The organism is Providencia sp. PROV188, assembly GCF_027595165.1.
GTDB classification, from domain to species: domain Bacteria; phylum Pseudomonadota; class Gammaproteobacteria; order Enterobacterales; family Enterobacteriaceae; genus Providencia; species Providencia lanzhouensis.
On record NZ_CP097291.1, the window covers coordinates 148,153 to 168,043 of the forward strand.

The window sequence follows — 19,891 nt, forward strand, 5'->3', positions numbered from 1 at the left end:
AAAGCTTTAAGCGTGTTATTTTTGAATAATCATTTGAATATAGACAGTTATATATTATAAATCTCTTTTTTATATATTTAATTATATAGCGAATAGGTGAAATAAACCGCGAATGAAGCGGCATAAACATATTGATGATGTTGATTATCAATGTATTTATTGATGTAAGACAATCTCTCGAGTTCCCCGATTGATATTATTAACTCAATCAAAAACTCTAATTACCTCTAATTATGTGGCTGGCGGTTTTATCGCTAATGGCACACAAACTGCATTTTTTAATTCCATTGTTTTAACGAAAAAAATTTAGCGAAAAAACTTCTTATTATTTTAAGCAATTGCAATTTAAGTGAGCGAGTTATATATGGCCAATATAAAAGAGAAAGCTGCTATTTTTGCTCCTCTTAGCCGTCGCGGCTTTGTGAAAGCGGGCGCCGTGACAGGTTTAGCCGCCGCAGCGGGAGGATTTTCTCTTCCGTTTAGCGCTTCAGCGGAAACAGAGCAAAAAACATCGACACCATCAGGGAATGAAAAAGTTGTTTGGAGTGCATGTACAGTTAACTGCGGAAGCCGTTGCCCATTGCGCATGCATGTCGTAGATGGCGAGATCAAATACGTCGAAACCGATAATACGGGTAATGACGTGTATGAAGAGCTGCATCAAGTCCGTGCATGTTTACGTGGCCGCTCTATGCGCCGCCGCGTCTATAACCCTGACCGTCTGCGCTACCCAATGATGCGTGTAGGCAAACGCGGTGAAGGTAAATTTAAGCGAATCAGTTGGGAAGAAGCTTTCGACGCTATTGCCGATAACATGAAGCGTTTAATTAAAGATTATGGCAATGAGTCCATTTACCTGAACTACGGTACAGGTACTCTTGGCGGTACCATGACAAAATCATGGCCACCGGGCGCAACTTTGATTGCTCGCCTCATGAACTGCTGTGGTGGTTATTTAAATCATTATGGCGACTACAGTACCGCACAAATTGCGGCAGGTCTGAATTATACCTTTGGTGGCTGGGCAGACGGTAATAGCCCTTCAGACATCGAAAACTCTAAATTAGTGGTGATGTTTGGTAACAACCCTGGCGAAACGCGTATGAGCGGCGGCGGGGTGACTTACTATGTTGAACAAGCACGCGAAAAATCTAACGCGAAAATGATCATCATCGATCCTCGCTACACCGATACGGGTGCAGGGCGTGAAGATGAATGGATCCCAATTCGTCCGGGTACTGATGCGGCGCTCGTTAACGCCATTGCGTATGTGATGATCAAAGAAGACTTAGTGGATAAGCCATTCTTAGATAAATATTGCGTAGGCTACGATGAAACCACCATGCCAGCTGGCGCACCAAAAAATGCGCATTACAAAGCTTATATCCTGGGTGATGGTCCTGACGGTCAAGCGAAAACCCCTGAATGGGCGTCATCCATCACCGGTATTCCGGCAGATCGCATTGTAAAATTAGCCCGTGAAATTGGTACCGCAAAACCTGCGTATATTGTGCAAGGTTGGGGTCCTCAGCGTCGTTCGAATGGTGAGCTGACGTCTCGTGCTATCTCAATGCTGGCGATTTTAACCGGTAACATCGGTATTCATGGTGGTAACACGGGGGCTCGTGAAGGCTCTTACAGTATTCCATTCGTGCGTATGCCGACCTTAACTAACCCAGTGCAAACCAGCATTTCCATGTTTATGTGGACAGACGCTATCCTGCGTGGTCCTGAAATGACGGCTACCCGTGATGGTGTCCGTGGTAAAGATAAATTGGATGTGCCAATTAAAATGGTATGGAACTACGCAGGTAACTGCTTAGTTAACCAACATTCAGAAATCAACCGTACCCACGATATCCTGCAAGACGAATCGAAGTGCGAAATGATTGTGGTGATTGATAACCACATGACCGCCTCTGCAAAATATGCCGATATCTTACTGCCAGACTGCACTGCGTCTGAGCAAATGGATTTTTGTATGGATGCTTCCGCGGGGAATATGTCCTACGTTATTTTTGCTGACCAAGCTATCAAACCCCGTTTTGAAAGCCGAAATATCTATGAAATGACCAGCGAAATTGCCAAACGCATGGGTGTCGGTGAGCAGTTTACTGAAAATCGTACCCAAGAAGAGTGGTTACGTCATTTATACGAACAATCTCGCGCAGCATTACCTGAGCTGCCAACGTTCGAAGAGTTCCGTGAGCAAGGTATCTTCAAAAAACGTGATCCTAAAGGTCACCATGTGGCTTATCAAAGTTTCCGTGAAGACCCGATTGCGAATCCATTAACCACGCCATCAGGCAAGATCGAAATCTATTCCGCACAATTAGCGGAGCTGCAAAACTCATGGGAGCTGGAAGAGGGAGATGTTATCCATCCATTGCCAGTCTATTCCGTTGGGTTTGAGCAGTATGGCGACCCATTAATGGAGAAATTCCCATTACAGTTGACGGGCTTCCACTATAAATCACGTACCCACTCAACCTATGGCAACGTGGATGTATTGAAAGCGGCTTGTCCTCAAGAGTTATGGATCAACCCACAAGATGCGGCGAAACGCTCCCTGAAACATGGGGATTTAGTCCGCGTATACAATGACCGAGGCGAAGTGCGTGTCAAAGTCAAAGTTACCCCGCGTATTTTACCGGGTGTGGTTGGTTTAGGAGAGGGTGCATGGTATGACCCAGATGGTAACCGTATTGACCATGCGGGCAGCATTAACGTGCTGACCACGCAGCGTCCATCGCCACTGGCGAAAGGAAACCCATCACACTCTAATCTTGTTGAAGTTGTGAAAGCTTAAGGATGCCAGATATGTCAACGCAATATGGTTTTTATATCGATTCAAGTCGTTGCACTGGCTGCAAAACCTGTGAGTTAGCCTGCAAAGACTTTAAAAATTTATCTCCAGAAGTGAATTTCCGCCGTATTTATGAATACGCGGGCGGTGATTGGACTGAGCAAGATGGCGTTTATGGGCAGAATGTTTTCGCCTATTACCTGTCTATTTCGTGTAACCACTGCGATGATCCAGCGTGCGCTAAAGTATGTCCAAGTGGTGCGATGCACAAACGCGAAGACGGGTTTGTGGTGGTGGATGAAGAAGTCTGTATTGGTTGCCGCTATTGCAGTATGGCATGCCCTTACGGTGCGCCTCAGTTTGACCAAGTCAAAGGTCATATGACCAAGTGTGATGGTTGCTATGAGCGTGTTGCAGAAGGCAAAAAACCAATATGTGTGGAATCTTGCCCATTACGCGCATTGGATATGGCGCCGATTGAAGAGCTACGCGCTAAATATGGCGATTTAGCGGAAATCGCACCGTTACCATCGGCTGAGTATACTCATCCAAATATCGTTTTAAAATTGAATGCCAATAGCAAACCTGTCGGTGATACCACGGGTCATCTGGCTAACCCGGAGGAAGTTTAATATGGGCGCGGGAATTCATGAATGGCCATTGATGTTTTTCACCGTTATTGGTCAAAGTGTTGCGGGTGCATTTATTGTGATGGCAGCGGTTTTGTTAAGTGGAAAACTATCCCCTGAACTTAACCGTAAAGTGCATTACAGCATGTTTGGCTTGTGGGTGTTAATGGGGATTGGTTTCTTATTATCCACGATGCACATGGGCACACCACTGCGTGCATTTAATGCCTTCAATCGCTTAGGGGCTTCTTCACTGAGTAATGAAATTGCCAGTGGTGCAATCTTCTTTGCCTTTGGTGGCTTGTATTGGTTGTTGGCAGTGTTAAATAAAATGCCTGCTGCGCTAGGCAAACTGTGGTTAGTGGTGGTAGCTGTTCTTGCGGCTATCTTTGTGGTGGCGACTTCCCGTGTGTACCAAATCCCAACGGTACCAACATGGAATAACAGCTACACCATGATCAACTTTGTGCTAACGGCATTCTTGGGCGGACCTATCTTAGCCGCATTGCTATTGCGTGTTGCTGGGTTTGACCTGCAATGCATTCGTCGTCTCCCTGCATTGAGTGCGATAGCATTATTAGTGAGTGCAGCCGCCGCAATCTCTCAAGGATTTGACTTGGCGAGCATTGAAACCGCAGTACAAAAAGCAACGGATTTAGTGCCTGATTACGGTTTCTTAATGGATATTAAGATTGTTGCCGTAGCGATGGGGCTGGGCTGCTGGGTCATGCCGTTAATCGCAAAACGTAATCCATCCGTCATCAACTTGGGTATCGGTACTTTGTTAGTGTTGGCGGGTGAGATTGTTGGACGCGGTGTGTTCTATGGTCTGCACATGACCGTGGGCATGGCAGTTAACTAATCATCACCTCAAAGGCTTAGCAGATGGTTGCTAAGCCTAAGGTTGATGATAAAGAGGGATAAAAGCGTGGTTTTTCCCTCTTTGTGTTATCAGGAGAAAATCAATAAATTGATTTTCCTCGTTAATGTTACAACCCAAACGAGCCATTTCCAAACCTGATGGGTTTGGAAATGGTCTGAGGCTTAGCAGATGATTGCTAAGCCTTTCGTTCCCAAGAATTTTTATCAATAATAAGCAAAACAACAAATAACACATGAACAGTGGATTACACACCATGAACGAATTCGCTTTAAATGACGTTTCTGTGACAGCTCGGATCCTTGGTGCGGCATTCTATTATTCCCCTGACCAAGTGCCTGAGATTATCGAATTATTGGTATCCGGTGAATGGGTTGCAGATTGGCACTACGGCTCTGAAGAGCAAAAACAAGGGATTGCCGCAGAGATGGCGACAATGCAACGTGATGATGAAACCCTTGATGAAGCTTATCAACGCCTCTTTATTGGTCCTTACGCACTCCCTTCTCCACCATGGGGATCGGTCTGGCTTGATAAAGAAAATGTGCTGTTTGGTGAGTCTACCTTGCAACTTCGTGAGTGGATGCAAGCCAACCAAATTGATATTCATTTAACCCAAAATGAACCCGAAGACCATTTTGGTTTATTGATGATGATGGTGGCTTGGGTGGCGGAACATCAACCTGAAAATCTTTCTGAATTATTAGGGAAACATATTTTGCCGTGGGGCCTGCTGTATTTAGATAAAATGCAGGAAAAAGGCGATTCTCCCTTTTATGTGGGGCTGAGTAAGTTAGCGCATTTAACGCTGGTGGCTTGGCAGGATTCGATGAATATTGAAGTGGATAAAAAACTGATTTTTTATCGCTGATGAGTCGGTTGGCGATCTTGGGGATCGCCAATTTATCCTAAGGTTTGATCGGCTGTTTTTGTTGGCTCCAAACACGATAAGCAAAAGCAGCGCCCACTAACACTAAGTAAATCATTGGCTCAGGCGTTAGGGTTTTTAATGACAAAGCATAGTGGCAAAGTGCGAGTAATAGTGTTGGGTAAAGCAGCATGTGAATTCTTTTCCACCATACACCTAGGCTCATTCGTATGCGGTTGAACGAACTCACCGCCATCAAAAATAAGCATAGCCAAGCCATGGCGCCAATCACTAAGTAGACCCGCGAAAAAACCTCCTCAAAAAAGAGTGATAAATTATTGACGCCAATCTCCAATAATAAATAGCTACTCAAATGCAGTAGAGCCCAGAAAAAGCACCATAATCCCAGTAATTTTCGTGTCTGAAACAGCGTGGTAAATCGCAATAATTTAGCGATAACGGGGATCAGTGCGATAACGATGAGCAAACGCAAAGCGGCTATTCCCGTAAAATGTTGGATGTCTTTAGCGGGATCAGCGCCAAGTCGCTGAGTATCAATTAAAAAAATCAGCCATGCCAAAGGAAGCAGAGCAATAAGATGAAAGCCTCCTTTGGTTAATCTCACTAATAGCCTGTTTTCTTGGGGCATTAGAAGTATCTCCGCAAGTCCATTCCCTGATACAAGCTCGCGACTTGGTCTGCGTATCCATTAAAAAGTAACGTAGGCTGTCGGGTTACTTGACCTAAACCCCCCGCACCAATAAAACGCTCGGTCGCTTGCGACCAACGAGGATGATCAACTTGCGGGTTCACATTGGCAAAAAAACCATATTCACTGGGCGCGGATAGGTTCCATGTGGTATCTGGCATCTGTTCGGTTAGGCGAATTTTGACGATAGACTTAATTCCTTTAAAACCATATTTCCAAGGAACAACCAAGCGGATCGGTGCGCCATTTTGATTGGGTAATGTTTTTCCATATACGCCAGTGGCAAGTAAGGTTAGCGGATTCATGGCTTCATCTAAACGTAGCCCTTCAACATAGGGATAAGGTAAGCCACCGCCGATATAACGGCTTTTTTGTCCTGGCATTTGTTCGGGAGCATAACGAGTTTCAAAGGCGACATATTTGGCTTTGCTGGTGGGCTCCACCAATGCCAATAGTTTGGCTAACGGAAAGCCCACCCAAGGAATAACCATCGACCAAGCTTCGACGCAGCGCATGCGATAAATACGCTCCTCTAGGGGAAACTTGGCGTTGATATCATCTAAATTAAGGGTCAAAGGACGATTCACTTCCCCATCAATGGTTACTGTCCATTCGTCGGTAATGAGGGTATGCGCGTTTTCAGCTGGATCAGATTTTCCTAGCCCAAACTCATAAAAGTTATTATAGCCAGTCACTTTATCTTCAGGTGTCAGGGTTAACGATGACTGAAACTCTTCAGGTTGAATAAATGTCAGTGCTTTTCTTGGCGCTGAGGGCGTTGCTGGCGCATCGTCACTTAGCCAAGAAAATAAGCCCGCATTTGCTGTCGCTGCAACGGTTAAACCTGCTGCCCCCAGACCTAAGGCTTTGAGTAGCTGCCGGCGCTTCATAAAAAAAATGGATTCATCCGTGATTTGAGAGCCGGGGATTTTAGGTAACTTTTTCATTGTGCGCTCCATAGCAAAAAGAAGAATGAAATCAGTTATACCGAATGCGTGATAAAAGTGGCTGACAGTAAGATGACAAATTTGTCATCTTACTTAATTGTAGGAGATTTTAGATTGTAGGAAACGTTAGCGTAATGGTGCTGGTACCTGCTTCGTGTTTAAAACTAACCGAACCGCCATGCAGTTCAACAATCGCTTTGACAATCGCCAGCCCCAATCCAGTTCCCTCCGTGGTTCTGGCATTATCTCCGCGCCAAAAACGGGTGAAAATTTCCTCGCTATTTTGTAGGGAGTTCCCTTGGTTAGTGATGCGGATTTCTCTCTGCAGGGGAAGCTCAATGATCTGGGTGACCACGCGAGTATTTGGGTGAGAGTATTTAATCGCATTAGCGATAACATTCATGAATACACGGCTCAGTAATACCGGATCAGCATCAATCCTGAGAGTTGAAGGCTCACAATAAAGCGCAATCTGTTTCTCTTCTGCATAAGCCGAAAATAGTTCATAAACATCATTCACTAATTCTGATATTGAGAGATTTTCTCGATTTAACGTGATGTTTTTATTTTCAGCACGAGCAATAAATAACGTGCTTTGGATCATCTGTGCCAGCTTATCAAGCTCTTCAATATTGCTAATGATGACCTCTTCATATTCGCTCACATTACGGGAGCGTTGGAGTGTAATTTCATTTTGCACTCGAATGGCATTAATGGGCGTTCTTAGCTCATGGGCTAAGTCATCGGCGAACTGGGTTAGTTTAACAAAGTCATGTTTTAGCCGTTGGCGCATGGTATTCATTGATTCGCCCAGCTCTTTTAACTCTTGTGGAAGCTGATCAATATCGATCGGATCATTCAGCGCATGTACGTCCGTTTTGATCGTGATCTGGCTCAGTGATTGAATATCGGAGAGCCCTTTTTTCAGTAACCATAAACTCAGTAATCCCATCAACAATATTGAGAGGGCAGACACCAGCACGCTTTGGGTTAAATATTGGGTTAATACTCCGCTGCGGTCGACGGAGACTTTACCGAGTACCACATGGAGCTGCCCTAATGGTGAGTTCATGGCGAAATAGACCGCGGAGATGGGAATGTTTTGTGTGGTTTGCCAATGGTTGATGGCATGGATATTGAGCTGCTCAAGGTTTACTAGCCGCAGTGGTTGGGTATCCAGAAGTTCGCTGTTAGTCGCGACGAGTATATGCCCACTCGCATCAGAAATCTGGATCAAATCTTGGCGCATGTCCATCATGCTTTGGAAATACATCGGCAGCGTTTTGATATCGATGCCACCCGAAATTAATTTAGCGAGCTGCTCCGCACGGTTCACGAGCAAATTATTATCTTGTTCAGACAGCTCATTCTTCAGCGAGTGATATAAAACCCATGTCACGACGCCAGCATTAGCGACCATTAGAATGATAAACAGGGAAATAAGTTTAAAGCGTAGCGACTTTTTTTTCATTCTATTGGCCTATTTAAGCGGTATCCCATCCCTCGGATGGTTTCGATAAGCTTAACTTCAAACTCATCATCAATTTTCTTTCTCAATCGACGAATGGCGACATCGATGATATTGGTATCACTGTCAAAATCGATGCCCCAAACTTCACTGGCAATTAAGGTTCTAGGTAAAATTTCATCGCTATGCAGCACGAAAAATAGCAACAAAGAAAATTCTTGGCGGGTTAAGATGATTTTCTTTCCTCCGCGTTCAACATCATGGCGGGTCAGATCTATCTTTAAATCTGCAATCGTCATGGTTGTCGAGGTTGGCTGATTCACTTTGAGTTGGTTTTTAACGCGCGCTAATAATTCAGAAAACGAAAATGGTTTCACAAGGTAGTCATTGGCACCGAGCTCTAAGCCTTTAATGCGATCATCTACGGCATCCCGCGCCGTGAGACAAATAACGGGAATACTTTTCGCAGTGCGTAAGATTTTTAAAATATCCCAGCCACTCATACCCGGCAGCATGATATCGAGAATAACCAATTGATAATTGTTTTCTAAAGCAAAGTAGAGTCCATCACGGCCATCATTAGCGACATCCACCAGAAAACCCGCTTCTTCTAAGCCATTTTTAACCCAACCTTGGGTTTTAAGGTGATCTTCAATTAATAGTATTCTCATGGAAACCCAGCAATCGTTTTATTTGACTTAATTCATCTTAAAGAAACTTTTACTGTAAAGAAACAGTCTGGGGTTTAGCAATAAAAATGAGGTATATGAAGATATTTCAGGGGAAAAAAACACGGGGAACTCATTGATTGCAGGCTCAACAAGCCCCGTGTTGGGGTAATACTTAGTTTTCGCTATGTGGCTGATAACCGTAACGAATTGTCTCGATATCGTCGAGTTGAATTTGGGTCACGGTTGGCTGCGTAGTGGCAATGACGCGACCATCGCGGATGGAATAGCGTACTGGCACTTGGCGGCGTACAGCATCAAAACCGTTTTCAGCAGGCAGGATCAGTAAGCTTGCACGTTTCCCTTCATCAATACCGTAATTTTGCAAATTCAACGTTTTTGCACTGTGCTCAGTGATAAGCTTCAGACCATCATTAATCTGACCATAGCCCATCAATTGGCAAACATGCAGACCCATATGCAGCACTTGCAGCATATTTGCGGTACCCAGTGGATACCATGGATCGAACACATCGTCGTGACCGAAGCAGACATTAATATTGGCGGCGAGCATTTCCTTCACGCGGGTGATCCCTCGACGCTTTGGATAGGTATCGAAACGACCTTGTAAGTGAATGTTCACTAACGGGTTGGCGACAAAGTTAATCCCTGACATTTTCAGCAGACGGAATAAACGTGAAGCATATGCCCCGTTGTAAGAGTGCATCGCCGTTGTATGGCTGGCGGTAACGCGTGCGCCCATATTTTCACGGTGAGCAAGGGCGGCAACGGTTTCGACAAAACGTGATTGTTCATCATCAATTTCATCACAGTGAACATCGATTAAACGGTCATATTTTTGTGCCAGTGCAAAGGTTTTATGCAGGGATTCCACACCATATTCACGGGTGAATTCAAAATGCGGGATAGCCCCGACCACATCCGCCCCTAAACGTAGCGCTTCTTCTAATAGCTCTTCGCCGTTTGGATAGGACATGATCCCCTCTTGTGGGAAAGCAACGATTTGCATATCCACCCAAGGTGCCACTTCTTTTTTCACTTCCAGCATGGCTTTCAGTGCTGTTAAAGTGGCATCGGAAACGTCAACGTGGGTACGAACATGTTGGATACCGTTAGCAATCTGCCATTTTAGAGTTTGCCAAGCGCGCTGTTTAACATCGTCATGGGTTAGCATCGCTTTGCGTTCGGCCCAGCGTTCAATCCCTTCAAACAGGGTGCCAGACTGGTTCCAATTTGGCTGCCCAGCGGTTTGTGTTGTATCCAAATGAATATGTGGCTCAACAAATGGTGGAATGGCTAAGCCGCCTTCACCATCAAGGCTATTAGCGAGTACTTCACCTGCGGGCTGCGGAACGATAGCTTTAATTTGTTGATTTTCAATATCGATTCGCCACAGACCTTCACGCTCAGGTAAACGGACATTGTGGATATGTTGAATATGTTGATTAAGCACGGGTCATCTCCGAATTAGTGGCGCGTACGCGATTCAATAATGGATTCAGGATGGCGTAGCAGATAGCGCCGCCAAGCACTGCGTTAACAGGGACAATTCCCGGTAGCCAATGTCCTGCGGCAACACCCGCAGCCACGGCGATTAACGCACTGATATTCACATCGCGCATTTTGCTCATGTCAAAAGTGGCATAGCGATGACGATACATTAAGTAATCCGCAATGATAATGCCACCAATCGGCGGAATGGCTGCGGATAAGAAGGTCAGCCAGCTAACAAAGTTGTTGTACAGCCACAGTGCGCAGAGTGTGCCCACTAAGCCGTTGATAATGGATAACGTCTTGCTGGATAAGCCTGTAATGTTGGCGAACCCTAAGCCGGAAGCGTACAGCGCGTTGTCGTTGGTTGTCCAAATGTTCAAACCAAGAACGATAATTGCTGGTAAGAGTAATCCTTGCGCGATCATTACGTCGGAGATATCCGCCATACCTAAGGAAGCTGCGCCCGCCGCACCGAAGATAAACATCAGTGAGTTGCCCAAGAAGAACGCCACAATGGCCACCAGTACCGCGATTTTCGGCTTACGCCCGAAGCGTACGAAGTCAGCGGTTAAGGTTCCTGCGCTGACAAACGAGCCGACGACCATCGCCAGTGCAAGGTTGAAATCGATTGGTTGTTCCGGTTTTACCATTTGCAGAGCGCTTAAACCACCGGCATCAGTGACAGCAAGATATACGGAGTAGCTTCCTAAGATAGCAATGGCAGGAACGGCGACAATGGACAGCACGGTTAACGCGGAGATACCGAAGAACACTGTGACGGTCATCAAAATACCGGAAATACCAATCAGTAAGTTGATATCCCAGCCTGTTGCTTTACCAACGGGAATGGCGAACATGGCAACGCCGACACCGAACCAGCCGACCTGTGTACCGCCAAGTAAGAAAGAAGGGAGCCAAGAGCCGCGAATACCGAAAGAATAACGTGCAAGAAGGTGGGTTGTTAAGCCTGTTTTAGAACCGATAAAACCAAGGAAGGCGGTGTAGACACCAAGAATAAGATTACCAATGAGAACTGCGAGGAAGAAATCGTTGAAACTAAGACCGGTACCGAGAGCGCCTCCGGTCCACATGCTGGCGGAAAAGAACGTTAAACCCAGCATTACAAAGGTTAATGCGAGCCCGCCTTTTCTTGCGGATATGGGTACTGGCTCATGACTATAATTTTTATCACCGGACACAATTGCCTCCTGTAGCTTTCCTCTGGCCAAAAAAATCTGACGAATTCTATAGCCGTAAAAATAAAAAGCAAACGGTTTCGCACATGCTTAAAAAGAATTAATGAATTGTGTTTTTGCTCATTTTTTATTCTAGTCTGTAGCGTAACTGGAAAGGGCGTGAGGCGGTAAACAGCTCGATGGGGTGAGATAAAGTCACGATAAAAACCAGCGGTTAGAATAGCCAATGATACAAACAAAAAACGTAAAATTAAGATAAAAGACTTCCGAATGTGTGGGTATCAATGATTCGTTTTTTTTATTTATATTTATTCAATAAAATATAATGTTCAAACAAATTTTAATATTTTATTTATTATTACGCATTTAAATTGTTGATTGGAATTTATTACTCCTTTTTTTGAGTAAAATATGATTTTAATCTAAATGAGAATCGATATTTATAAATCTAATTATTTACGTAATTTAATATTTAATTATTTAATGAGTAAAGAGTAAAAAAAGAGTTTCAATATTACCAAAATGATAACAACGTTAATTTTATCGTCATTTTGACGGAATTTAATGTTTCTTTCTGGTTGATCATGATTATGTTTTTAAAGGATATTTTTTAATTTTGAATGATTTTTTTATAGTAAACATCGCGCTGATCACAAAATGAGGGTTAATTTCCAGATAGGGAATTAAAATTGATATCCCTCAATTAAATAAAACAATTAAAGTTCACAATGAATTACCAATTAAAAATTCATTCTTTTCTTTATTTGTTCTATCTATTTCTCCAGGGAATAAAAGAGGTCAGTCATGATAATACAAATTATCGCGGCATTAGTTATCGTTGCTACAATTTATCTTTTAATTAAAAAATATGAAACTCGGATGGTATTAATTGCTGCTGGGCTAGTACTCTGTATTATTAGCCTCGTGCCAATGGATGCCTTAAATGCATTTAGCGAGCGCATGGTTTCGGCTCCGCTGATCCAAGCCATTTGTTCCAGTATGGGTTTTGCCTATGTTATGAAATACACCAAGTGCGATAAACATTTAGTACTGGTGCTATCTCGTGTTCTGACTCGACTGGGTTTTTTCCTGATCCCCGCAGCAGTCGTACTGACTTTCTTTATTAATATTGCGATCCCTTCTGCGGCTGGATGTGCCGCCGCGGTTGGTGCGACATTGATTCCGTTACTGATTGCTGCACGTATTCACCCAGCTATTGCTGGTGGTGCTGTGCTGTGCGGTACGATAGGTTCTATGCTAAGCCCTGGGTTGTCACATAACCCATTTGTGGCGCAGATGTCGAACATGAGTATTGTTGACTTAATTGCTCGCCACGGACCATACAGCTTAGCAGTTGGAGGCATCGCTGCCGTTTCCTTAGCTATCGTTGCTTTAGTGAAAAAAGAGTACAACATGAAAGCGGTTGTCGAAGTGAATGGCACAGCGGGCACAGAACAAAATGCAGCGGCAGAACAGCCAAATTATCTTTACGCGACAGCGCCGTTTATTCCATTAATCCTATTAATTCTGCCATTTATGGATGCGCTGAAAGCGTATCAAATTAGTGTGCCAGCAGCGATGGTCATTGGGGCAATTTATGCGTTAGTTATCACGCGTACTAACCCTTCAACCATTACTAAAGAGTTCTTTAAAGGGATGGGGAATGCCTATGGGGATGTTCTTGGGATCATCATCGCTGCTGCAGTTTTCTCTGCGGGTCTCAAAGCATCTGGCTTAATTGATTCCTTTATTGGTTTTCTGATCCACTCTCCTGAATTTGCACGTTGGGGAGGGACATTGGGCCCATTCTTAATGGGAATTATCACGGGTTCAGGTGATGCGGCCGCGTTTGCTTTCAACGAAACGGTAACACCATTTGCCCAGCAATTTGGTTATGAAATTCCTGATTTGGGGATGGCTTCTGCAATTTCAGGCGCATTGGGTAGAACCATGTCACCGTTAGCAGGTGCGGCTATCGTCTGTGCAGGTTTAGCCAATGTGAACCCGATGGAAATTGTGAAGCGTACTGCGCCTGGCATGATTGTTGGGGTGATCTTCATTGCGCTCATCATGCTTTAATTTTAAGGAGATAACATGTCAAATATTACATTAGAACAACTGACTCAATGGCGTCGTGAATTCCATCAATACCCTGAAATTGGTTGGTCTGAGTTTTTAACCACAGCAAAAATCGTTGAAGAACTGCGTCGTTTAAACTTGGACGTCAAAGTGGGTCCGCAGGTGATCAATCCTGAATATGCCTTTGGACGTCAACAGAAAGTGGTTGATAAAGGTTTAGCGGTGGCGAGAAAGCACCAAGTTGATGAAAATCTGCTGGCTGAAATGCAGGAGCTGACAGGGTGTGTTGCCATTTTCGATAGTGGCAAAGCAGGACCGACAATCGCACTGCGTTTTGACATTGACTGTGTCGGTGTGACAGAAAGTACTGATGAAACCCATCGCCCAAAAAATGATAATTTTAGCTCTTGTCATCCTGGTGAAATGCATGCATGTGGTCATGATGGGCATATCGCGATTGGTTTAGCGGTCGCGCATTGGCTAGTAGCAAATAAAGAGAGCTTATCTGGCAAAGTAAAATTGTTATTCCAACCTGCGGAAGAAGGCGTTCGTGGTGCGAGAGCGATGGCTGAAAGTGGCATTGTGGATGATGTGGATTATTTCTTAGGGGCGCACTTAGGGTTCATTGCCAATAGCGGTGAAATTGTGATTAACCCAACCCATTTCCTCTGCACAACAAAACTGGATTTTCGCTTCAAAGGTGCACCATCCCACGCAGGAGCAGAGCCTGAATTGGGACGTAATGCGCTAGCCGGCGCTTGTCATGCTACAACGCAAATGTTGGGAATTTCAAGACACGGTAAAGGAATGTCGCGCATTAACGTTGGGGTACTGAATGCCGGTGAAGGGCGAAACGTGACGCCATCTTATGCTCAAATGCAGATAGAAGTCCGCGGCGAAAATGAAGAGATTAACCGCTTTATGAGCGAAAATGCGATTCGCATGGCAGAAGGCTCCGCACACAGCTTCCAGCTAGAAATGGAAAGTGAAGTGATGGGAGAAGCGGTTGATTTAACCAATGACCAAGAGTTGATTGACACCTTGGCTAGTGTGGTAGGGCAACATGGGGAATTAACTGCAGTAGCGACTCGACCGTTTGGTGGTAGCGAAGATGCCACTATTTTGGCAAAACGCGTCCAGCGTCACGGGGGTAAATCTCTGTATTTTGTTGTCGGTGCTGACAGAACCGCAGGGCATCACCAAGCTAATTTTGATTTTGATGAAAAACAGATGTTAACAGCCTATCAGCTGTATACCGGATGTTTGGTGTCATTAATGTAATTTTTTGGTGATAGGAAAAAGCCGCTGAGAGTAATCTCCCAGCGGCTTTTCTATTTCGCTAAGGCTTTATTTTGCTAATGAATACAGGGTATCTTTCAATAGATTAGCGGCAATAATGATGTCGTCGAAATCAGTGAATTCATCAGGGTGATGGCTAATTCCATTTTTTGATGGTGTGAAAATCATTGCGGTTGGGAATTTTTGGGCGAGATTCATAGAATCATGACCCGCACCGCTCAACATGGTCATATAACCGATGTTTTGTTCAAGGCAATGCTGTTCAATACACTGACAAATCTCGTTATCTAATTTCACTGGTGCTTCTGCTGAAATTTCACGAATTTGAATCGAAACATCGTTGTCTTGTTCAGATTTTCTAATGGAATTTTTCAAGTGAGTGGCAACGCGGGCAATACTTTCTGGTTCAATGCCGCGAATATCAACCAAGAAGTTCACTTCACCGGGAATAACGTTCATGGAATTTGGATATACATTGAGTTTCCCAATGGTACCGACGGTTCCCCATACAGATTCACGGCAAGCCGCTCGGTTCACATCGCTGATTATGGCGGCGCTGGCCACTAATGCATCGTGGCGTTGGTACATTGGGGTGGCGCCGGAGTGATCTGCATGCCCTGTAACCTGAACTTGGAAGCGGGTTGGAGCGGCAATTCCGTTCACAATTCCCACTGATTTTCCTTCAAGTTCAAGGCGCCGACCTTGTTCGATATGCATTTCGATAAAAGCTGAATAATGGTTATCAGCCAATTCGCACTGTTCAATTTCGTGGCTTGGATAACCAAGGCTATCGAGGACATCGAAAAAGCTGCGTCCATCATCATCTCGGTTGAGAGCCCATTTTTCACGATCAACTTTCCCAAGTAACACTTTGCTACCAATACAGGAAAAACCAAATCGGCTGGATTCTTCCGCCCTGAAAATGACGAGTTCAAGGGAGCGGGATAATTGCTGTGGCTTAAACTGCATCAGCGCATAAAATCCTGCCACGACACCAAGTGTACCATCATAAGCACCACCATTAGGAACCGTGTCCAAGTGAGAGCCAGTGCCAACAGCAGGCAAATCGGGATTTTTTCCCGGTAATCGGCAAAAAATATTCCCTATCGCATCTTGGCGAACAGTAAACCCAGCTTTTTGCATGGTTTCTATCATGTATTGGTGTGCCAATTGGTCTGTGGGTGTATAAGCCAAACGTGTCACACCTTTATTTTCAGGATAAACAGTAAAGGATGCTAATTTTTCAAATAATAATTTCATTTCATTAGTAGAAAATAATTCCCTAGTCATGAAAACCTCTTTCATAAATTGTAATCAGATATATTTAAATGTGTTGGAATAAATAGGATTGAAAATAAAAAGCAGAAAAGTATAAAAATTATTATGAGTACTACTATGCAAATAGAAATGGAGTAAGTCAAACAGAAGTATGAAAAAAAGAAGGTTGCATGATATTTATCAAATTACTGATATTAAACGAAAATATAACAAATTTTACGTTTGTAACAGATTGAGGTTATTAAGGGTTAATTTAAATATTTTTTAAATTAACCCTCGATTTTTTCATTATTTATTGATGATATTTTGGGGTTCTATAATTTAAGTAAGAGATTTATTTTTTTTAATCAATTTAGAACGGTAATTTATTTTATTGTTTTCAATCTCTCGCTGATTGTTATTTTTTATATTCAATTGTTAGTTTCTAAATAATGCAAGTAGAGATGAACATCATTATACAATTGACGTAATTCAGCACTGTTTTGTTGTCTACGTAATAGTGTTTTCAACAGGCGGTGAATTTTTTCAACATTAGGCTGTGGGTGCTGCAAACGTAAAACGAGTCCTTTTAGGGCTCGATTGTGTGATTCAGAGGTAGAAAACTGTTTATAAACTTGCATCAGATTGAGCCAAATAGCGTGGCGAACGGCAAAAAATTGTATTGTTCTATCAAATGGATAATCACTTTTACGCGCCAATATTAACCCGCTAAATAGGCGATGGCTCATCTGTGATGTTGATGGTTTTTGTCCGGTAATAATCTTATTAAGACCTAATTTAAATTGTTGTTCACTGAGTAAAATAAGGTTTTGGTAACGTTTCTTCGGATTTGTTGGGTAAATCCAATAAAAAGCCCCCATCGCGACTAACGGTCCACAAATAATGGCGATGGCATTACCGAGGCTTTCTGGAAAACTTAAGGTAAAAGGGTAGCTTGGTTGCAGTAAGATCAAAGAGACCATGATGTAATCAAAGGCAATTAAAATCAGTTTTTTGTGGGCAAAAACCAAAATTCCACTGATGATGACGGGCACAATGAATAAGGTCATTTGCCATGATGATGATGCAAATGGCCATAGACACCAAGTACAAATCAACGCGGCAAGTGCTCCGAAAGATTGTCCTGTGAAGATGTTTTTCATAAACCTAGCGGGGTAATCGAGGGATGCGAACAGAGCGATCATCACCGATAACCCGAGAGTTAAATATGCCAGTGCTTGCCACTGGGTCACTAGCCAGAGTAAGCCTACGGTGGCAATGGCAACGAACGAGCGCGCAAAAGCTTGCCAAGCAGCAATGCGATCATGGTGGAGCTTTAGCTTATCTACCCGGTATTTTGCCTTGATAGCTAACCCTTTTGACGCGTAAAACAGTGGGATAAGAAGATTTTTCAATACGCCATTCGGGCATAGGGATAGGATATGTTTCCATTGTAATTCAGTCGGTTGTGTTGCTGGGAATGGAAATGCAGCTATCCCTTTAAACGTATCAAGTTGTAGCAAAATCTGGCTTTGCGCGAGTAGTTGTTGGCGGGCTTTTACGACTTGTTTACGGTGATAACGCCATCCAATACGGTTGGCTTCTAACTGCTCATCATAGGCGGCCATTTGCTGCCATAAGATGTCAATGTCCTGTTGTTCAATAGACTCTTTTCTATATAAAGAACGGTGCAAAATCTGGTAAAACTGCTGATCAATTTGTTGTTTGAGCGCGATGATAGAGGCTTGTTCTCGTTTAGGGGTAAATAAAAAGTTAAACAAAACTGCGCATAATACGCCAACTAAAATAGTCCAAAATCGATCCCATGCAACGGCAAAAATATTATCGGTGGCATGAACGCTAAGCATGCTCACCATCACCGCTGAGTAACCTGCCAAAAAAGTACCGTAGGCTACAAAGCCTTTTTGTAGCTGTCCGATACCGCTACATGCACCTAACCACCCCGCTAAACTGATCACAAATAATAATGGGCTGATTAGGTGAATTTGAATGAGAGCAATGCCAGCAACGACACCAATAACAGTACCTGCAAAACGCCACCAACTTTTTTCTAATAAGTTTTCACGCCAAGGTTGCGCGGAAGCCCATACAGTCATTGCTGCCCATTGGGGGTGAGTAAGTCCTGCATATTCAGCAATAAATAGTGCAAGAATGGATGCGCAGGCGGTGATTATTGCAAAGCGTAAACGGTCAGAATCAAATCCGAATCGCTGTATTAATGTAGTTGGCTGTGACATGGTTTTTCGCAGATGGGTGAATAAAACTGCGTATAGGGTAGTGCTTGTGGTGATAAATCGCAAACAGAGGTGGAAAGCGCCAATATTGGAAAACAGAGCTCGAGGTAAAATAAAAAGTAAAAGCCTTAAAATAGGCTTTTACTTTTTATGCAAGAGCATCATATATGGACTTTTTTAAATCAAAAAATAGTTGAAGTTAATACGGAATACCGATTACGCATATTATGCGTAAGATTCAACTGATTCTTGGATTTTATTTTCGTATTTAGTATCTTGATTGTCTTGAAATACATCACAAAATATATCACTGATATTAACATCTAATATTTTTGTTACTCTAGCTAAGCAATCAATATCAATACGATTAACACCTCGTTCATAACGGAATAGTTGTTGTTCACTGATATTGCATTCTCGTGCTAATTGAAACACAGTATAACCTTGAGACTTTCTTAATGACTTGATTTTTTGTCCGACAGCATAAGCGACAGGAAATTTTCTATTCATAAATATTCTCTATTAAATTATATTGTTGAGATAACAATCAATGTGAATTTTCAGATTTTATAAAAGTGATTTAATATAATCTGCGCATTTTAATTTTGGGCTAAATATATAGTGACCCTCAAGTGCCACTCACTGAATGATATACTATCCTTATAATTGTTTTCAATTAGTCCCAAAATGACGTCTAAAATATCTACATGTTTACGATTATTAATTTTAAATATTTAATGAAAGAATTATTTTTTCATTTTCAATGGGTTAAATTTAAATTCCTGCAATGTTATAACAAATGTAAATTTTAGTGTATTGTTTTTGATCAATATAATTTATTGTCAATTTTGATTAATTCAATATATAAACCCAAAAAAACAGAAAATAAAACATTAACAATACAGGATTTCTATATTTAATCTTTGTGATTTAGCTTAATTGTTTTTGATTTTTGATTTATTTCATAAAGACATCAATCTAGGAAGATCGTTATTTGATCAATTTTTTTATGATTTTATGAAATATGTATATTCATGGCATCTTAATAAAGATCAAAATATTTTGATTTCTATTTTCTTTTTTTTGTTTCTAACGTGATAGTTATTTTAGTATCAAAGATTTGGTGAGCAAGTTGGAGGTTTGTATGATGATTAAAATTAAAACTTTGCATTAATCATTTTAAGTCAAATAGTACTAAATTGTCTGCCACTTTAGTAGTAAAGGATTTCCGATTTTAATCTTTGCAGTATAAATATTCGTTATACGGCTATCAATAAAGTAATAAATTTCAGATTATGATTTTCGCATATTTTAA

15 protein-coding genes are annotated in these 19,891 nt (G+C 42.6%); 6 read left to right on the top strand and 9 right to left on the bottom strand.

The window, feature by feature from the left end; translation table 11 throughout:
- Positions 1–364 precede the first annotated feature (364 nt).
- The 4 genes from dmsA to dmsD all read left to right on the top strand — a co-directional run bounded on the left by dmsA (position 365) and on the right by dmsD (position 5,186).
- Entirely contained in the window at positions 365–2,809 is a 2,445-nt protein-coding gene (gene dmsA / locus M5X66_RS00660; RefSeq protein WP_108478651.1) for a dimethylsulfoxide reductase subunit A, read from the top strand.
- 11 nt (positions 2,810–2,820) lie between these two features.
- Positions 2,821–3,438, top strand: coding sequence for a DMSO/selenate family reductase complex B subunit (locus tag M5X66_RS00665; protein ID WP_036950397.1), 618 nt, complete (start codon positions 2,821–2,823; stop codon positions 3,436–3,438).
- A 1-nt stretch (position 3,439) separates the two neighbouring features.
- Entirely contained in the window at positions 3,440–4,297 is an 858-nt protein-coding gene (locus M5X66_RS00670; RefSeq protein ID WP_154637839.1) for a DmsC/YnfH family molybdoenzyme membrane anchor subunit, read from the top strand.
- 274 nt (positions 4,298–4,571) lie between these two features.
- Positions 4,572–5,186, top strand: a complete 615-nt coding sequence (gene dmsD / locus M5X66_RS00675; protein WP_036949883.1) for a Tat proofreading chaperone DmsD — start codon at positions 4,572–4,574, stop codon at positions 5,184–5,186.
- A 37-nt stretch (positions 5,187–5,223) separates the two neighbouring features.
- On the opposite strand, the gene M5X66_RS00680 is transcribed toward dmsD, so the two are convergent.
- The 6 genes from M5X66_RS00680 to codB all read right to left on the bottom strand — a co-directional run bounded on the left by M5X66_RS00680 (position 5,224) and on the right by codB (position 11,689).
- Entirely contained in the window at positions 5,224–5,832 is a 609-nt protein-coding gene (locus M5X66_RS00680) for a sulfite oxidase heme-binding subunit YedZ (RefSeq protein ID WP_036949885.1), read from the bottom strand.
- Entirely contained in the window at positions 5,832–6,839 is a 1,008-nt protein-coding gene (msrP, locus tag M5X66_RS00685) for a protein-methionine-sulfoxide reductase catalytic subunit MsrP (RefSeq protein ID WP_036949887.1), read from the bottom strand. The genes M5X66_RS00680 and msrP overlap by 1 nt, the downstream gene beginning before the upstream one ends.
- Before the next feature lie 109 nt (positions 6,840–6,948).
- Complete coding sequence (locus tag M5X66_RS00690; RefSeq protein WP_154609797.1) at positions 6,949–8,310, bottom strand: heavy metal sensor histidine kinase; 1,362 nt, start codon at positions 8,308–8,310, stop codon at positions 6,949–6,951.
- The gene (locus M5X66_RS00695) at positions 8,307–8,978 is read right to left on the bottom strand and encodes a heavy metal response regulator transcription factor (RefSeq protein ID WP_036949891.1); all 672 of its coding nucleotides are present in this window, start codon (positions 8,976–8,978) and stop codon (positions 8,307–8,309) included. Before M5X66_RS00695 ends, M5X66_RS00690 begins: the two co-directional genes overlap by 4 nt.
- Before the next feature lie 172 nt (positions 8,979–9,150).
- Positions 9,151–10,449 carry a cytosine deaminase gene (locus tag M5X66_RS00700; protein ID WP_036949892.1) on the bottom strand — a complete coding sequence of 433 codons (1,299 nt, stop codon included), beginning with the start codon at positions 10,447–10,449 and terminating at the stop codon, positions 9,151–9,153.
- Positions 10,442–11,689 carry a cytosine permease gene (codB, locus tag M5X66_RS00705; protein WP_108478658.1) on the bottom strand — a complete coding sequence of 416 codons (1,248 nt, stop codon included), beginning with the start codon at positions 11,687–11,689 and terminating at the stop codon, positions 10,442–10,444. Before codB ends, M5X66_RS00700 begins: the two co-directional genes overlap by 8 nt.
- 801 nt (positions 11,690–12,490) lie before the next feature.
- On the opposite strand from codB, the gene dcuC reads away from it, so the two are divergent.
- Positions 12,491–13,765 (top strand): C4-dicarboxylate transporter DcuC, encoded by a 1,275-nt coding sequence (gene dcuC, locus M5X66_RS00710; RefSeq protein WP_036949897.1) that lies wholly within the window; start codon positions 12,491–12,493, stop codon positions 13,763–13,765.
- A 15-nt stretch (positions 13,766–13,780) separates the two neighbouring features.
- Positions 13,781–15,046, top strand: coding sequence for an amidohydrolase (locus M5X66_RS00715; protein ID WP_036949898.1), 1,266 nt, complete (start codon positions 13,781–13,783; stop codon positions 15,044–15,046).
- Between the two features lie 66 nt (positions 15,047–15,112).
- Here the strand turns inward: M5X66_RS00715 and M5X66_RS00720 are convergent, their stop codons facing one another.
- From M5X66_RS00720 to M5X66_RS00730, 3 genes are all read right to left on the bottom strand, one after another.
- Positions 15,113–16,354 carry a Zn-dependent hydrolase gene (locus M5X66_RS00720; RefSeq protein WP_108478659.1) on the bottom strand — a complete coding sequence of 414 codons (1,242 nt, stop codon included), beginning with the start codon at positions 16,352–16,354 and terminating at the stop codon, positions 15,113–15,115.
- A 398-nt stretch (positions 16,355–16,752) separates the two neighbouring features.
- The gene (locus tag M5X66_RS00725; RefSeq protein WP_270103800.1) at positions 16,753–18,579 is read right to left on the bottom strand and encodes an FUSC family protein; all 1,827 of its coding nucleotides are present in this window, start codon (positions 18,577–18,579) and stop codon (positions 16,753–16,755) included.
- A gap of 222 nt (positions 18,580–18,801) precedes the next feature.
- A complete protein-coding gene (locus tag M5X66_RS00730; RefSeq protein WP_036949907.1) occupies positions 18,802–19,086 on the bottom strand; it encodes a helix-turn-helix domain-containing protein in 285 nt (94 codons plus the stop codon).
- Positions 19,087–19,891 lie beyond the last annotated feature (805 nt).

What these genes read in the sequence shown, in the direction of transcription:
- dmsA (WP_108478651.1), top strand. Translation starts at nt 365, where the DNA reads ATGGCCAATATAAAAGAGAAAGCTGCTATTTTTGCTCCTCTTAGCCGT.
- M5X66_RS00665 (WP_036950397.1), top strand. Translation starts at nt 2,821, where the DNA reads ATGTCAACGCAATATGGTTTTTATATCGATTCAAGTCGTTGCACTGGC.
- M5X66_RS00670 (WP_154637839.1), top strand. Translation starts at nt 3,440, where the DNA reads ATGGGCGCGGGAATTCATGAATGGCCATTGATGTTTTTCACCGTTATT.
- dmsD (WP_036949883.1), top strand. Translation starts at nt 4,572, where the DNA reads ATGAACGAATTCGCTTTAAATGACGTTTCTGTGACAGCTCGGATCCTT.
- M5X66_RS00680 (WP_036949885.1), bottom strand. Translation starts at nt 5,832, where the DNA reads ATGCCCCAAGAAAACAGGCTATTAGTGAGATTAACCAAAGGAGGCTTT.
- msrP (WP_036949887.1), bottom strand. Translation starts at nt 6,839, where the DNA reads ATGAAAAAGTTACCTAAAATCCCCGGCTCTCAAATCACGGATGAATCC.
- M5X66_RS00690 (WP_154609797.1), bottom strand. Translation starts at nt 8,310, where the DNA reads ATGAAAAAAAAGTCGCTACGCTTTAAACTTATTTCCCTGTTTATCATT.
- M5X66_RS00695 (WP_036949891.1), bottom strand. Translation starts at nt 8,978, where the DNA reads ATGAGAATACTATTAATTGAAGATCACCTTAAAACCCAAGGTTGGGTT.
- dcuC (WP_036949897.1), top strand. Translation starts at nt 12,491, where the DNA reads ATGATAATACAAATTATCGCGGCATTAGTTATCGTTGCTACAATTTAT.
- M5X66_RS00715 (WP_036949898.1), top strand. Translation starts at nt 13,781, where the DNA reads ATGTCAAATATTACATTAGAACAACTGACTCAATGGCGTCGTGAATTC.
- M5X66_RS00720 (WP_108478659.1), bottom strand. Translation starts at nt 16,354, where the DNA reads ATGACTAGGGAATTATTTTCTACTAATGAAATGAAATTATTATTTGAA.
- M5X66_RS00725 (WP_270103800.1), bottom strand. Translation starts at nt 18,579, where the DNA reads ATGTCACAGCCAACTACATTAATACAGCGATTCGGATTTGATTCTGAC.
- M5X66_RS00730 (WP_036949907.1), bottom strand. Translation starts at nt 19,086, where the DNA reads ATGAATAGAAAATTTCCTGTCGCTTATGCTGTCGGACAAAAAATCAAG.